Source organism: Hafnia alvei, from assembly GCF_034424155.1.
In the GTDB taxonomy this organism is placed as follows: Bacteria; Pseudomonadota; Gammaproteobacteria; order Enterobacterales; family Enterobacteriaceae; genus Hafnia; species Hafnia alvei.
Genome location: NZ_CP139992.1, coordinates 3322540 through 3338095 on the forward strand (window position 1 = coordinate 3322540; position 15556 = coordinate 3338095).

Annotated in this window: 11 protein-coding genes; 6 read left to right on the forward strand and 5 right to left on the reverse strand. The window is 51.2% G+C overall.

Translation table 11 applies throughout. From position 1 onward, the window contains the following. Positions 1–11: 11 nt before the first annotated feature. The 6 genes from manD (at position 12) to fbaB (ending at position 7243) form a co-directional block, all read left to right on the forward strand. Positions 12–1226: a D-mannonate dehydratase ManD gene (gene manD, locus U0008_RS15580; protein ID WP_043494817.1), complete on the forward strand. Its 1215-nt coding sequence runs from the start codon at positions 12–14 to the stop codon at positions 1224–1226. A gap of 16 nt (positions 1227–1242) precedes the next feature. Beyond that, a complete protein-coding gene (locus U0008_RS15585; RefSeq protein WP_043494821.1) occupies positions 1243–2262 on the forward strand; it encodes a Zn-dependent oxidoreductase in 1020 nt (339 codons plus the stop codon). A 108-nt stretch (positions 2263–2370) separates the two neighbouring features. Then, positions 2371–3654: an MFS transporter gene (locus U0008_RS15590; protein WP_043494826.1), complete on the forward strand. Its 1284-nt coding sequence runs from the start codon at positions 2371–2373 to the stop codon at positions 3652–3654. 53 nt (positions 3655–3707) lie between these two features. Next, positions 3708–5177 (forward strand): mannitol dehydrogenase family protein, encoded by a 1470-nt coding sequence (locus U0008_RS15595; RefSeq protein WP_043494829.1) that lies wholly within the window; start codon positions 3708–3710, stop codon positions 5175–5177. A gap of 145 nt (positions 5178–5322) precedes the next feature. Then, a complete protein-coding gene (locus U0008_RS15600; RefSeq protein WP_043494903.1) occupies positions 5323–6012 on the forward strand; it encodes a GntR family transcriptional regulator in 690 nt (229 codons plus the stop codon). A 181-nt stretch (positions 6013–6193) separates the two neighbouring features. Then, on the forward strand, positions 6194–7243 hold the full coding sequence (fbaB, locus tag U0008_RS15605) for a class I fructose-bisphosphate aldolase (protein ID WP_040047232.1): 1050 nt from the start codon (positions 6194–6196) through the stop codon (positions 7241–7243). Positions 7244–7301: 58 nt separating this feature from the next. On the opposite strand, the gene U0008_RS15610 is transcribed toward fbaB, so the two are convergent. The 5 genes from U0008_RS15610 to U0008_RS15630 all read right to left on the reverse strand — a co-directional run bounded on the left by U0008_RS15610 (position 7302) and on the right by U0008_RS15630 (position 15197). After that, positions 7302–8261: a LysR substrate-binding domain-containing protein gene (locus U0008_RS15610; protein WP_046450149.1), complete on the reverse strand. Its 960-nt coding sequence runs from the start codon at positions 8259–8261 to the stop codon at positions 7302–7304. Positions 8262–8480: 219 nt separating this feature from the next. Then, complete coding sequence (narI, locus tag U0008_RS15615) at positions 8481–9158, reverse strand: respiratory nitrate reductase subunit gamma (RefSeq protein ID WP_043494832.1); 678 nt, start codon at positions 9156–9158, stop codon at positions 8481–8483. Beyond that, entirely contained in the window at positions 9158–9877 is a 720-nt protein-coding gene (narJ, locus tag U0008_RS15620) for a nitrate reductase molybdenum cofactor assembly chaperone (protein ID WP_025799841.1), read from the reverse strand. The genes narI and narJ overlap by 1 nt, the downstream gene beginning before the upstream one ends. Continuing rightward, positions 9877–11433, reverse strand: coding sequence for a nitrate reductase subunit beta (narH, locus tag U0008_RS15625; protein ID WP_025799842.1), 1557 nt, complete (start codon positions 11431–11433; stop codon positions 9877–9879). The genes narJ and narH overlap by 1 nt, the downstream gene beginning before the upstream one ends. Continuing rightward, the gene (locus U0008_RS15630; protein WP_043494834.1) at positions 11430–15197 is read right to left on the reverse strand and encodes a nitrate reductase subunit alpha; all 3768 of its coding nucleotides are present in this window, start codon (positions 15195–15197) and stop codon (positions 11430–11432) included. Before U0008_RS15630 ends, narH begins: the two co-directional genes overlap by 4 nt. Positions 15198–15556 lie beyond the last annotated feature (359 nt).

A 15556-nucleotide genomic window follows, 5' to 3' on the forward strand; every position in this document is an offset into this window, starting at 1 on the left:
GAAATTCAAAGATGAAGATTGTTAAAGCTGAAGTATTTGTTACCTGTCCAGGGCGTAATTTTGTCACGCTGAAGATCACCACTGACGACGGGCTGACCGGTATCGGTGACGCCACGCTTAACGGACGTGAATTGCCGGTGGCTTCCTATTTAAAAGATCACGTTTGCCCACAGTTGATCGGACGCGACGCACATAGGATCGAAGATATTTGGCAGTTTTTCTATAAGGGTGCTTATTGGCGTCGCGGCCCGGTCACCATGTCGGCCATTTCTGCCGTGGATATGGCGCTGTGGGACATCAAAGCCAAAGCCGCCAATATGCCGTTATATCAGCTGCTCGGCGGCGCATCCCGCGAAGGCGTCATGGTTTACTGCCACACTACCGGCCACTCGTTGGATGACGTGTTGGAAGATTACGCCAAACACAAAGAGCACGGCTTTAAAGCCATTCGCGTGCAGTGCGGCGTACCGGGAATGAAAACCACCTATGGAATGTCCAAAGGCAAGGGTTTGGCCTATGAACCCGCCACCAAAGGGAATTGGCCAGAAGAGCAGCTATGGTCAACGGAAAAATATCTCGATTTCACCCCGAAGCTATTTGCCGCCGTCCGCGATCGTTTTGGCTTTGACGAACATCTGCTGCACGACATGCATCATCGCCTCACGCCGATCGAAGCTGCACGTTTTGGCAAGAGCATCGAAGACTACCGTCTGTTCTGGATGGAAGATCCAACGCCCGCAGAAAATCAGGAATGCTTCCGTTTGATCCGCCAGCACACGGTCACACCTATCGCCGTGGGTGAAGTCTTCAACAGCATCTGGGACTGCAAACAGCTGATTGAAGAGCAGCTCATTGATTATATCCGCACCACCATCACCCACGCGGGCGGCATCACCGGTATGCGCCGTATTGCCGACTTCGCCGCTTTATATCAGGTACGTACCGGCTCTCACGGCCCATCCGATCTCTCGCCAATTTGCATGGCTGCCGCGCTGCATTTTGATTTGTGGGTGCCTAATTTTGGCGTTCAGGAATACATGGGCTATTCCGAACAAATGCTGGAAGTGTTCCCGCACAGCTGGACCTTCGATAACGGCTACATGCATCCGGGTGACAAACCAGGGCTCGGTATCGAATTCGATGAAAAACTCGCGGCTAAATATCCGTATGAGCCAGCCTATTTACCCGTTGCGCGCCTTGAAGATGGCACGTTGTGGAATTGGTAACTAAGAGGAATTTCCAATGAAAAGCGTCGTTATTCAACAGCCAGAAAAGTTGGTCATTGAGGATCGTCCGATCCCGCAGCCACAAGCAGGTGAAGTCAGAGTTCGCGTGCGTCGTGCTGGGATCTGCGGCTCAGACGTGCATATTTTCCGTGGGCATAATCCTTTCGCCAAGTACCCACGCGTTATTGGTCATGAGTTTTTCGGCATTATTGATGCCGTAGGTGAAGGCGTAGACGCCAGCCGACAAGGTGAGCGCGTGGTTATCGATCCCGTGGTCAGCTGCGGTCATTGTTACCCTTGCTCCATTGGGCGACCCAATGTCTGTACCGAGCTACAGGTGATCGGTGTCCACCGCGACGGAGGGTTCAGCGAATATGCCTGTGCGCCTGCACGCAATGCTTATGTCGTCCCCGATAGCATCCCTGAACCAGAAGCCACCATGATTGAGCCCTTTACCATTGCCGCGAATATTTGTGCTCAGCTCAAACCACAGCCCAATGATGTGGCCTTAGTGTACGGTGCAGGGCCAATGGGCTTAACCGTGATCCAGGCACTACGCGGCGTGTATGGCGTATCAACGATTATTGTCGCCGACCGTATTCCTGAACGTTTGCTGATGGCGCAGGCGAACGGTGCCGATCGCATCATCGACAATACCCATCTCGATTTAGCCGAAGTCTTAAAGGAGAAGGGCATTCGCCCAACGTTGATCGTTGATGCCGCCTGCCACCCTTCAATTTTACCTCAGGCTATCGCGCTGGCCTCTCCCGCAGCGCGCATTGGCATTATGGGATTCTCTTCCGATCCATGCGTACTCAATCAGCAAAGCATCACCAGTAAGGAAATCTCAATCTTCAGCTCGCGTCTCAATAGCGCTCGTTTTCCTCAGGTTATTGAATGGATGAAGGAAAAGAAAATTCATCCAGAAAAGTTGATCACCCATAACTTTCCACTTGAACACGTTACCGACGCACTCGTTCTGTTCGAACAAGATCAGAAAACCTGCTGCAAGGTACTTCTAGATTTTAGTGAATAAATTTTAGCGATTAATTTTTATCCAAAAGATTAAATACACGTGTGTCTGCCAATAACGGGCAGGCGCACACCCAACAACATAATGATAAAAGTACCGCGTGGGGTAGTTATGGCTAAGAATTTACGTTGGACTATCGTTTTTCTGCTGTTTTTAGTCTACATGATCAACTATTTAGATCGTGTCGCACTGTCAATTACGTTACCGATGATCGAGCAAGACTTATCTCTCAATGCAGAGCAGTTCGGCATTATCTTTGGCAGTTTTTTCTTTGGTTACGCCGTATTCAATTTCATCGGCGGTCTCGCCGTCGATAAATTTGGTCCGCTATTAGTACTCGGCGTCGCTGTGGGGCTGTGGTCAATTTTCTGCGGTTTCACCGCGCTGGCCTCCGGTTTTTATTCAATGCTGATCCTGCGCGTATTGTTCGGTATGGCTGAAGGCCCTATTTGCTCCTCGGCCAACAAAATGATTAACGGCTGGTTTCCACGTAAGCAAGCGGCAACCGCCATGGGTTTGCTAAGCGCGGGCTCTCCGCTAGGCGGCGCCGTTGCAGGCCCAATCGTGGGATATTTAGCGTTAGCTTTCGGTTGGCGTCCTGCGTTTATGATTATCTGCGCCATCGGTATCGTGTGGGTAGTGATCTGGTTCTTTGTCGCTTCAGATTCGCCGGAGAAAAGTCGCCACGTCAGTCAGGAAGAGCGCACGCTGATCGCTCAGCAAAAAAGTGAAGATCTGAGCGCGGATAGCAATCAGCAGCCCGGTCATTCGCTGATGTTTTACATGAAGCAGCCAATCATTCTGGCCACGGCGTTTGCTTTCTTTTGCTACAACTACATCCTGTTTTTCTTTCTCAGTTGGTTCCCGTCCTATCTGGTTCAGGCTCACGGCCTGAATATCAAAGAGATGAGCATCACCACGGTCATTCCTTGGATCGTTGGCTTTATTGGCCTAGCGGTGGGCGGCATTATCTCTGATTGGATATTCCGTCTTACGGGCAAACTGTTGCTGTCGCGTAAAATTGTGTTGGTCGTTTGCCTCTTGGCCGCCGCAATCTGCGTTGCGTTGGCGGGAACGGTGAGTCAGGTAATTCCTGCGGTGATCCTGATGTCGGTGTCTATTTTCTTCCTCTATGTTACCGGATCGATTTACTGGGCAATCATTCAAGACGTGGTGCATAAATCACGTATCGGCGGTGCCAGCGGCTTTATCCATTTGGTCGGTAGCGTGTCAGGAATTATCGGCCCCATCGTGACCGGTTTTATTGTGCAAAACACCGGTAAATTCGACAGCGCTTTTATCTTGGCAGGCGGCGTGGCGGCATTGGGCGCGCTGCTGGTGTTCTTCGTTATCCGTCCGGCAGCCTCAACGCCCGCGGTAATGAACCACGTTTAATCTTTGGTGAAAATACGACCGTTTGATACTCGTCAGACTTAATGGACATATTGATGAAAAACGACTTACTCCAAGCGAACGCTATCGTTCCTAGCTACTCCCGAGAACAGTTGAAAACCCGCATCGTTCATCTCGGTTTTGGGGCTTTTCACCGCGCTCATCAGGCCGTGTATGCCGACCAATTAGCCGCCGATCACCAGAGTGACTGGGGCTACGGCGAAGTGAATCTGATCGGCGGTGAGCAACAGATCCTCGATTTACGCCACCAGCACAATCTCTTCAGCGTGGCAGAAATGTCGGAGCAAAGCTGGCAGTGCCGTGTGGTAGCAATTGTTCGCGAGGCGTTACACGTTCAGCTTGATGGATTAGATCGGGTTATGAACATGCTCTGCCAGCCGGACGTGGCTATCGTCTCGCTGACGATTACCGAGAAAGGCTATTGCCACCATCCCGCCAGCGGCAGGCTTGATCTCGACCATCCGTTGATAGCACACGATATTGAACATCCGCAGCAACCACAGTCGGCAGCGGGCGTTATCGTTGCGGCGCTAGCACAACGACGCGAGCTGGGCTTACCTGCATTCACCGTGATGTCATGCGACAACATGCCCGAGAATGGCCATGTTACCCACGACGTTGTCTGCGGGCTGGCGGCGGCGCAGTCGCCAGAGCTGGCGAAATGGATTGAGCAGAACGTCACGTTCCCTTCTACCATGGTCGATCGTATTGTTCCTGCCGTCACCGCCGAAACGCTTGATCAAATCGCCCTTCAACTTGGCGTACGCGATCCCGCAGGCGTCGCCTGCGAACCCTTTAGGCAGTGGGTCATTGAAGATAATTTTGTCGCCGGTCGCCCAGCATGGGAACGGGTTGGCGCAGAGTTGGTCAACAACGTGTTGCCTTATGAAGAGATGAAGCTACGCATGCTGAACGGCAGCCACTCGTTTTTAGCCTATTTAGGCTATCTGGCGGGGTATGCACATATTAATGACTGCATGCAGGACGAAAACTATCGTCGCGCCGCACGGGCACTGATGCTGAATGAACAAGCTCCCACGCTCAACGTTCCCAACGTGGATTTGCAGGCATACGCCGATTCGCTTATCACACGTTATTCAAACACGGCACTTAAGCACCGCACATGGCAAATTGCGATGGACGGCAGCCAAAAGCTACCTCAGCGCATGCTCGACTCTGTGCGCTGGCATCTGGCACACGGTTCCCGCTTTGACCTGCTCGCGTTAGGTATTGCAGGTTGGATGCGTTATGTCAGCGGCATTGATGAACACGGGCAGCCCATTGAGATTAGCGATCCGCTGCTGGTTGATATTCAGCGCTGTGCACAAAACTCAGCGGAAGGGCATGCAAGAGTATCAGCACTGCTTTCTCTCGAGGCCATATTTGGTACTGATTTACCTCAAAATTCTGAATTTGTGCGGGCGATAGACGCGGCGTATACCTTGTTATTAGCGCGGGGGGCAAAAGACAGCGTTGCCCACACGTTGAAATCAACGGTTCGTTAGTTTTCTGGCCCGCCCCCGCGGGCCTTTCTTAAAAGCATTCCCCTCCCGCCGTCACCATGCTCACAAGATTTAGGCAAATTTCTGCCTGAATGCTGTTAAAATGCAGACACTTTATTTAAAACCCGACGATCTCACACGTATGCCGATGTCTACACCTCAGCAGAACTACGACCTTAATGGCACTGTTCCAGTGAACCAGCAAATCTATCGCTACCTGCGTAAAGATATTGTTGAATGCACCATTCCTCCCGGTACGCTGCTTTCAGAGAAAGAGATCTCGGCACGGTTTAACGTTTCACGCCAGCCGGTGCGCGAAGCATTTATCAAACTGGCGGAAAACGGATTAGTACAGATCCTGCCGCAGCGCGGGACCTTTGTGCAGAAAATATCGGTGAAGCGCGTCGCTGACGGACGTTTTATTCGCAGCGCGATCGAATGCAGCATTGCACGTCGCGCCGCAGAGCTGGCAACCCCCAGCCAATTGCTGCTGCTTGAGCACAGCATTAGCCGTCAAAAACTGGCCGCGCAGCATCAACAAACCAGCGAGTTTTTAGCCTTGGACGATCAGTTCCATCAGCTACTGACCGACATAGCGGATTGCCCTCTGGCATGGGAAACCATTGAGAACATCAAGGCGACGATGGACCGAGTGCGTTTTCTCACCTTAAGCAAAGTCTCACCGCCGGAAAGCCTGATCAGCCAGCACGAAAAAATCTATCAGGCGATCGCCAAAGGTGACGCCGACGCCGCGGAAGAGGCCGTGCTGGCACATCTACAACAGATGATTCACACCATTACGCCGATTGAACAGCAAAACAAAGAGTGGTTCGAATAGCGTTAAGCGCTGCTGTCCTTTCAGGCTGACAGCGGCAAGCCTCACTTTTTCTCCCTTCACCTAGAGCTGATGCAATAAAGCATGTATTGTACCGGCTGGCTGTAAGCAAACCGCTAATATCTTGTTAAGTAATTTCACTCATTGCTCGAGGCCTTTGCCTGAGCCAAGACGGGAGTTCACCATGACTGATATCGCTAAGTTGTTAGGTAAAGAAGCCGATTCACTGCTCCAACATCGCTGCACCACCCTACCCGCTGAACAGTTTTACCTTCCCGGAGCGGACTTCGTTGACCGCGTCATGATCGATAACAACCGCTCTCCGCGCGTGCTGACCGCCATGCAGAATCTGTACAACACTGGCCGTTTAGCCGGAACAGGCTATTTGTCGATTCTGCCAGTCGATCAGGGCGTTGAGCATTCAGCGGGTGCCTCTTTCGCAGCAAACCCGCTCTATTTTGATCCTAAAAATATCGTAGAACTGGCGCTTGAGGCGGGCTGCAACTGCGTGGCTTCAACCTACGGCGTGTTGGCTTCTGTATCGCGCCGCTATGCGCATAAGATTCCGTTCCTCGTTAAACTTAACCATAACGAAACCCTAAGCTATCCTACGCAGTATGACCAAACGCTGTATGCCAGCGTCGAACAGGCCTTCAATATGGGCGCACAGGCCGTGGGTGCCACGATTTACTTCGGGTCCATTGAGTCACGTCGCCAGATAGAAGAAATTTCAGCAGCCTTTGAACGTGCGCATGAGCTGGGTATGGTCACCGTGCTGTGGGCCTATCTGCGTAATCCGGCGTTCAAAAAAGATGGCGTCGACTATCATGCTAGCGCCGATTTAACCGGACAGGCCAACCATCTGGCCGCCACTATTGGCGCTGATATCGTGAAGCAAAAAATGGCGGAGAATAATGGCGGCTACAAAGCGGTGAACTTTGGTTATACCGATGAACGTGTCTACAGCAAACTCACCACCGACAATCCGATTGATTTGGTTCGTTATCAGCTCGCAAACTGTTATATGGGCCGCGCTGGGCTAATTAACTCCGGCGGAGCCGCCGGTGAAAATGATATGTCTGAGTCCGTACGCACTGCGGTTATTAATAAAAGAGCTGGCGGTATGGGCCTAATCTTAGGTCGTAAAGCTTTCAAGAAATCGATGAAAGATGGCGTCGCGTTAATCAACGCCGTGCAGGATGTCTATTTAGATAAGAGCGTGACTATCGCTTAATAGATAGCGCTTAATGAACACTGCCTAGCGGCTAAACGACGGGCTACTGCTGAGCCCGTCATTCTATTTCTCTCACTTCTTTCTTTAGCGATTCAGGGATCTCTTTCTTCAAACGCTCCAACATCACGGAAAAAGCGGGGTTATGCACTGAGGCTCGGTTATAAATCATGTACATTCTCACCTGCGGCATAATAAAGTCTGTTTTTAACACCTGAATATTAAAGTTATCTGCAAAACGCTGTAATGAACCCGCGGGAATAACGCCAACAGTATCGGTATTTTCAATTACACTCATAATCGTTAGCATCGAGTTGCTGGTAAAAGCGACATTTCGATTGCCAAGCGCTTCATCAATCTTAATCTTCCCCGCAATAACCTCAGGGTCATCAATGTTGATTGTCGTGAATCTCTCCTTAACAGCCAACTCTTTCGTTAACCGCCCTTTTAATCGTGGATGATCCTTGCGGCAAACAAATAAGATCTCAGTATCGGCACAAGGGATACACACCGTTGAAAAACTGGTATACGGGCTGGTACTGAAAATAATATCCGCCTTACGGAAACTCAGTAACTCTTCGGTTTTTACCGATTCGGTGTAGCCACTATGATGAACAATTTCATAGTCCATACCATCATGTTGCAGGCTATTCAGGACAGCAGGCAGCAACTCCATCCCCATAAACGGCGGCGAGTAGATAACAAATTTCTTTTTCAAATCATTATCGGATGAAGCACTGACCACGCGGCCAAGTTGCTCCATGCTTTGCGTCAGTTGTTGATGCAAATTAACCGCCACCGTGGTGGCTGAGATTCCTTTCCCTTCACGGATAAACAGCGGATCGTTAAAATGATTACGTAATTTTTGCAAAGACTGGCTGACCGCGGAAGGTGTCATCCCCATAGATGTGGCTGCTAAACTCACGCTCGAATGGGCGTATACCATTTCAAAAACAGTCAGTAAGTTCAGGTCAAAGACTTTTATCTTTCCCAAAGCGTTGCGTTCGGTATATCCGCTCATAGATGGTGCGCTCATGTTTATATAAAAAATATATGAAACAATATCGATTAATAATCACAATAGATCCATAAACCCTCACTACATTACTTATTAAGTAATTATAATCAATAAAAATTAGCAGAAATATCCAGATCCGTTGGGCTATCCTAATATCTTTCAAACGCAAAAAAAAAGCTTCGTATTTTTAATAACATACGAAGCTTTTTATCGGGATAAATATTAATGTCGATTACGCACTAGCTGATAGCGGCGGGTAAGATACTCTACCGGAACGCTCCAGATATGGACTAAACGACAGAACGGAAATAGCACGAATAGCGTCATGCCTAATACGATATGTAGCTTAAAGATCAGCGCAACGCCGTCTAAATGCGTAGCCGCACCGGTATGGAATGTCACGATAGACTGCGCCCACGCCACCAGCTTCATCATTTCGCTGCCGTCCATATGCTGGGCGGAGAAAGGAATGGTGAGAAGTCCCAAGCACACCTGAACCACCAACAGCGTCAGGATTAAGATATCGCCTACGCTTGAGGTTGCACGCACACGTGGATTCATTAAACGGCGCTTGAGCAGCATCACACCGCCAATCAGCATCATCACGCCGCAGGCACCACCGGCAAACATCGCCATTTTTTGCTTAATTGGCACCGGCAGAAAGGATTCATACATCCAGTGCGGCGTAAGCATTCCTAGGAAATGCCCAGCAAAAATACCTAAGATTCCAATGTGGAAAAGATTAGACGCTAGGCGCATGCCTTTTTTATCCAGCATTTGGCTAGAGCCCGCACGCCAACTATATTGTCCATAGTCGTAACGGATCCAACTGCCAATCAGGAAAATTGCCCCCGCCAGATACGGATAGATATCGAAAAAGAACTGGTTGAGATAATTCATTAGCGTTCTCCTGCCACCGGCGTGGCGTCCAAACTGAGATACTGCGGCGCAACCGCACCTGCGAAACGACGGTGATGGGCATTCTGCTGTGCCGAAGCACAGCCTTCTTCGCCCAGAAACTTCACCTGTTCCTCTTCCCACACCGCATCTAATGCCGCCGGCGTATCGTCACGCGTTTCCTGCGCAACTTTATCGCTTAGTTGTTCACTGGCGACGTGAGTGCCTGAAACGGCCAGCAGCAGATCAAACAGCACGGCATAATGGCTTTGGCGATCTTTTAAACGCGCGCCCAGCAACGCCAGAATCGGCACGATGTCCAACAATCCCTGACGCGCCGTTTCACGATCGCGGCTAGCAAGGAACTCGAGATACATCGGCAGGAAATCAGGCAGTTCGCGGCTGTCGATCTCTAGACCCGCAGCGTTATATTGCGCCATCAGATCGACCATCGCCTGACCGCGATCGCGGGATTCACCGTGTACGTGCTCAAACAACAGCAAAGACGTCGCACGGCCACGGTCAAACAGTTCACAGTATTGCGCCTGAACATCCATCAGATCGTTTTCGGTGAAATCACGAATAAAGGTCAGCAACTGCACCGACTGCGCCAGCGTCAATTCACTGGCGTCATCTAATGCATCCACCAGCTCTTGCCGATTTTCCCATAATGCCTCATCGGGGTAATCCAGCAGACGAGCAACGATTCGCAGCGTCATCATCAGCTTTTCTCCCCATGAATATCGGCATCACGCGGCGTTTTCTGCGTCACGTCGATAGCGTCGATACGGCGGCTGTTAAACAGGTTGAATTTGGTATCGCTGCCGTGACAGCCATCGCCAAAGCTAAACCCACAGCCTTTGCTTTCAGGAAACGCTTCACGCGCTTGTTCACGATGGCTTGATGGAATCACGAAGCGATCTTCGTAATTTGCGATAGCCAAGTAGCGGTACATTTCCTGCGCCTGAGCCTCGGTTAATCCCACCTGCTCTAATGCGCTGGTGTCGATAACCCCGTCCACGGTTTCTGCACGTTTGAAATGACGCATAGCCAACATGCGTTTCAACGCCAGCAGCACCGGAGCGGTATCGCCCGCCGTCAGCAGATTAGCCAAGTATTGAACGGGGATACGCAGGCTTTCAACATCAGGCAATACGCCGGTATGCGGTAAAGCACCTGCATCGGCCGCCGACTGAATTGGCGACAACGGCGGTACATACCACACCATTGGCAGCGTGCGATATTCAGGGTGCAGTGGCAGAGCCAGCTTCCAATCCATCGCCATTTTGTACACCGGTGATTTCTGCGCAGACTCAATCACGCCCTGCGGGATGCCGTCTTTCAAGGCCTGTTCAATCACCGCAGGATCGTTAGGATCCAAGAAGATATCTAGCTGACGCTGATACAGATCTTGCTCATTTTCCGCCGAAGCCGCATCGGCAATTTTATCTGCGTCATACAACAATACGCCGAGGTAGCGGATACGCCCTACGCAGGTTTCAGAACAGATAGTTGGCTGTCCAGACTCGATGCGTGGATAACAGAAAATACACTTCTCAGACTTGCCGCTTTTCCAGTTGAAATAGATCTTTTTGTACGGGCAACCGGTCAAACACATGCGCCAGCCGCGGCACTTGTCCTGATCGATCAGCACAATGCCGTCTTCCGAACGCTTATAGATCGCGCCGCTTGGGCACGTCGCCACACATGCCGGATTCAGACAGTGCTCGCACAGGCGTGGCAAATACATCATGAAGGTATTTTCGAACTGGCCGTACATCTCTTTTTGCATGTTGGCGAAGTTCTGGTCTTTGGCGCGCTTGGAAAATTCGCCGCCCAGAATATCGTCCCAGTTCGGGCCGTTTTCGATTTTCTTCATGCGCTGACCGGTAATCAGCGAGCGTGGACGCGCAATCGGCTGATGCTTACTTTCCGGCGCGTTTTGCAGGTGATGATAATCGTAGTCAAACGGTTCGTAGTAATCGTCTAATCCCGGCACGTCAGGGTTAGCAAAGATTTTCGACAACAGCCCCACGCGGTTACCCATGCGTGGTTCTAGCTTGCCGTTAATCTTGCGGATCCAGCCGCCTTTCCATTGTGACTGGTCTTCCCAGTTGTGGGGATAACCCACGCCGGGTTTACTTTCTACGTTGTTAAACCACGCGTATTCGGTGCCTTCACGGCTGGTCCAGACGTTTTTACAGGTCACCGAACAGGTATGGCAGCCAATGCATTTATCGAGATTCAGCACCATGCCGACTTGAGAACGGATTTTCATTTGGCTTTCTCCTGCTGGCTACCCTGTGAGTAGTCGTTACCTTCTTCGTCTAACCAGTCGATACGGTTCATCTTACGTACCACCACAAACTCATCACGGTTGGAACCTACGGTACCGTAGTAGTTAAAGCCGTAGGCCAACTGCGCATAGCCACCAATCATGTGCGTCGGTTTCGGTGAAATACGCGTGACCGAGTTATGAATACCGCCGCGCTGGCTGGTAATTTCTGAGCCAGGAATATTCACGATACGTTCCTGCGCGTGATACATCATGGTCATGCCCGCAGGGATACGCTGGCTCACCACCGCACGCGCCGTTAATGCGCCGTTGGCGTTGAAGGCTTCAATCCAGTCGTTATCTTCAATACCTAACTCTTTGGCGTCATCTTCGCTCAGCCAAACAATTGGACCGCCGCGGCCTAACGTCAGCATCAATAAGTTGTCGCTGTAGGTTGAGTGAATGCCCCACTTCTGATGCGGAGTCAGGAAGTTCAGCGCTTTCTCTTTGTTGCCGTTAGGGGATTTCCCCATCACCGGTGCCGCCGCGCGGGTATCAATCGGTGGACGATAGACCAGCAAGCTTTCCCCGAAGGCACGCATCCATTCATGATCCTGATAAAGCTGCTGACGGCCGCTCAGGGTACGCCAAGGGATCAGCTCATGAACGTTGGTGTAGCAAGCGTTATAAGAGACATGTTCGTCTTCCAAACCAGACCACGTTGGGCTAGAGATAATCTTGCGCGGCTGCGCCTGAATATCGCGGAAGCGGATTTTTTCGTCTTCTTTGTTCAGCGCCAAATGGGTGTGGTCACGGCCGGTAATATTGCTCAGCGCCTGCCAAGCTTTCACCGCCACCTGTCCGTTAGTTTCAGGTGCCAATGACAGAATGACCTCTGCCGCATCAATCGCCGTTTCGATTTTTGGACGTCCGGCTGCTACACCGTCTGGCTGGGTATAGTTCAGCTGCTTGAGGAAATCGACTTCGGTCTGAGTATTCCAGCTAATGCCTTTGCCGCCGTTACCCAAGGTATCCATTAACGGCCCCAGAGAGGTAAAGCGCGCATAGGTATTTGGATAGTCACGTTCAACCGCGATGATATGCGGTGCGGTTTTACCCGGAATAAGATCGCATTCGCCTTTTTTCCAATCCTTTACGCCAAACGGCTGCGCCAATTCGGCGGCGGAGTCGTGCTGGATAGGCAATGTAACGATATCGGTTTCTTTACCTAAATGGCCGTCACACATACGCGAGAAGGCGTCAGCGATCCCTTTATAGATCTCCCAGTCGCTTTTGGATTCCCACGCAGGATCGACCGCGGCTGACAGCGGATGAATAAACGGATGCATATCCGACGTATTCATATCGTCTTTTTCATACCACGTGGCGGTTGGCAGCACGATATCGGAATAAAGACAGGTGCTCGACATACGGAAATCAAGCGTGACCACCAGATCCAATTTGCCTTCACCCGCGTTGTCTTTCCATTCCACGTCTTCAGGCTTCACACCGCCCTGCTGGCCCAAATCCTGACCTTGAATACCGTGTTCGGTACCCAGCAGGTATTTCAGCATGTACTCATGGCCCTTACCGGAAGATCCCAGCAGGTTTGAACGCCAGACGAACAGGTTACGCGGGAAGTTTTTCTCATCGTCCGGCTGCTCAGCGGCAAAGCGAATCGACCCGTCTTTCAGGCTTTTCACCGTGTAATCCACCGGAGACAGGCCTGCGGCGCGGGCTTGTTCAGCGATATGCAGCGGGTTTGTCCCGAGCTGAGGCGCAGAAGGCAGCCATCCCATTCGTTCGGCACGTACGTTTAAATCAATCAGGCTGGTGCTGAAGCGAGATTTATCCGCCATTGGCGACAGCAGTTCTTCAGTGCCCACGGTTTCATAGCGCCACTGGCTTGAATGATTGTAGAAGAATGAGGTGCTGTTCATATGGCGCGGTGGACGCTGCCAATCCAAACCAAAGGCCAGCGGAGTCCAACCCGTTTGTGGACGCAGTTTTTCCTGCCCCACGTAGTGAGCCCAACCGCCACCGCTTTGGCCGACACAGCCGCAGAAGATCAGCATGTTGATCAAGCCGCGGTAGGTCATATCCATGTGATACCAGTGGTTCACACCGGCACCCACGATGATCATGGAGCGACCGTGAGTTTTCTCGGCGTTTTCCGCAAACTCACGCGCAATACGCACAATGTTTTCTTTGCTTACGCCGGTAACCAGTTCAGCCCAAGCTGGAGAATAGGCTTTAACGTCGTCATAGCTTTGCGCACAGTTTTCATCGTTTAAGCCGCGCTCAATGCCGTAGTTTGCCAAGGTTAAATCGTAAACGCTGGTCACTAACGCCGTAGAACCATCGGCCAACTGTAGGCGTTTAACCGGTAGCTTATGCAGCAGCACGTCTTTCAGCTCAACGCTGTTGAACGGATCGCTTTCGCTGGTTTTAATGCCGCCGAAGTACGGGAAGCCAACTTCGGCAATCTCGTCATAGTTATCGAGCAGGCTGAGCTGAAGTTTAACTTCTTCACCGCTCACGCCGTCACGCTGTTCGAGATTCCATTTGCCTTTCTCACCCCAACGGTAGCCGATAGACCCCTGCGGCGCCGTAAGCTCGCCGTTTTGGTTAATCGCAACGGTTTTCCATTCAGGGTTATTTTCTTGGCCTAAACCATCCACCAAGTCAGAAGCGCGCAGCATACGACCGGCAGCATAATGACCTTCTGCACGTTGCTCCAACAGCACCAGCATTGGCATGTCGGTGTAGGTGCGCACGTAGTCGGCAAAATATTCGGTCTGACGCTGAACGTGGAACTCATTGAGGATCACATGGCCCATCGCTAGCGCCATGGCGCTATCGGTACCCTGTTTCGGGTTCAGCCAGTGGTCACACAGTTTGGCAATTTCCGCGTAGTCAGGCGTCACCGCCACTGTCTTCGTGCCCTTATAACGCACTTCGGTGAAGAAGTGCGCATCAGGCGTACGCGTTTGCGGAACGTTAGAACCCCAAGCGATGATATAGGAAGAGTTATACCAGTCGGCCGATTCAGGAACGTCGGTTTGCTCGCCCCAAGTCATTGGCGACGCAGGCGGTAAATCGCAGTACCAGTCATAGAAGCTCAAGCATACACCGCCGATCAGCGACAGATAGCGTGCGCCGGCCGCGTAGGAAACCATCGACATCGCAGGGATCGGCGAGAAACCGATAATGCGGTCTGGGCCATACTGCTTGGCGGTATAAACGTTGGATGCCGCAATCAGTTCGTTGACTTCTTTCCAGCTCGAACGAACGAAACCACCGCGACCACGCGCCTGTTTGTACTCTTTCGCTTTCTCAGTGTCGCTAACGATAGAACCCCATGCGTCGACCGGATCGCTGTGCAGGGCTTTCGCTTCACGCCACAGTTTCATTAGGCGCTTGCGCATCATCGGATATTTCACGCGGTTAGCGCTATACAGATACCAAGAGTAGCTCGCGCCGCGCGGGCAGCCGCGTGGTTCGTGGTTTGGCAAATCAGGGCGAGTGCGAGGATAGTCAGTCTGCTGGGTTTCCCAAGTGACTAGACCGTTCTTGACGTAAATCTTCCAGCTACATGAACCGGTACAGTTTACCCCATGGGTAGAGCGCACGATTTTGTCATGTTGCCAGCGGCTGCGGTATCCGTCTTCCCAGTCACGGTTAACGTTCAGTTCTTGGCCGTGGCCATCAGCGAACGTTTCGCCTTTCTGTTTGAAATAACGGAACCGGTCAAGAAATTTGCTCATCCGGAGTTCTCCTGATACGGGGATTAAATCCCCTGTCATTATTGTGAAATATGCGTGATGCATTGCTCAGATTGCGGCCAGACTACCGAGCGTTACGCGCGCGGAACTTGATTGCGATCAAGGCAGAATGCGGGGCCTATTCCAGTATCAGTGCGAAATACCACCAAAGGATAAGATCACGAAAAACATATAATTAAATGAAAAATAAGGATTAATTTTAAATCTGTATGTTTTATTGAGGATAATTTGATAGGCAGGACTATTTGGGGGTAGGTAAGTCGTTGATGGCAAGCAGGTCAGCCTTTTTGCTCAATGCTTCAATATCAAAGCATAAGGAAAAAGAGTAACAACATGAAAAT

Excerpts from the sequence above, each read along its gene's own strand:
- manD (WP_043494817.1), top strand. The coding sequence starts at position 12 with ATGAAGATTGTTAAAGCTGAAGTATTTGTTACCTGTCCAGGGCGTAAT.
- U0008_RS15585 (WP_043494821.1), top strand. The coding sequence starts at position 1,243 with ATGAAAAGCGTCGTTATTCAACAGCCAGAAAAGTTGGTCATTGAGGAT.
- U0008_RS15590 (WP_043494826.1), top strand. The coding sequence starts at position 2,371 with ATGGCTAAGAATTTACGTTGGACTATCGTTTTTCTGCTGTTTTTAGTC.
- U0008_RS15595 (WP_043494829.1), top strand. The coding sequence starts at position 3,708 with ATGAAAAACGACTTACTCCAAGCGAACGCTATCGTTCCTAGCTACTCC.
- U0008_RS15600 (WP_043494903.1), top strand. The coding sequence starts at position 5,323 with ATGTCTACACCTCAGCAGAACTACGACCTTAATGGCACTGTTCCAGTG.
- fbaB (WP_040047232.1), top strand. The coding sequence starts at position 6,194 with ATGACTGATATCGCTAAGTTGTTAGGTAAAGAAGCCGATTCACTGCTC.
- U0008_RS15610 (WP_046450149.1), bottom strand. The coding sequence starts at position 8,261 with ATGAGCGGATATACCGAACGCAACGCTTTGGGAAAGATAAAAGTCTTT.
- narI (WP_043494832.1), bottom strand. The coding sequence starts at position 9,158 with ATGAATTATCTCAACCAGTTCTTTTTCGATATCTATCCGTATCTGGCG.
- narJ (WP_025799841.1), bottom strand. The coding sequence starts at position 9,877 with ATGATGACGCTGCGAATCGTTGCTCGTCTGCTGGATTACCCCGATGAG.
- narH (WP_025799842.1), bottom strand. The coding sequence starts at position 11,433 with ATGAAAATCCGTTCTCAAGTCGGCATGGTGCTGAATCTCGATAAATGC.
- U0008_RS15630 (WP_043494834.1), bottom strand. The coding sequence starts at position 15,197 with ATGAGCAAATTTCTTGACCGGTTCCGTTATTTCAAACAGAAAGGCGAA.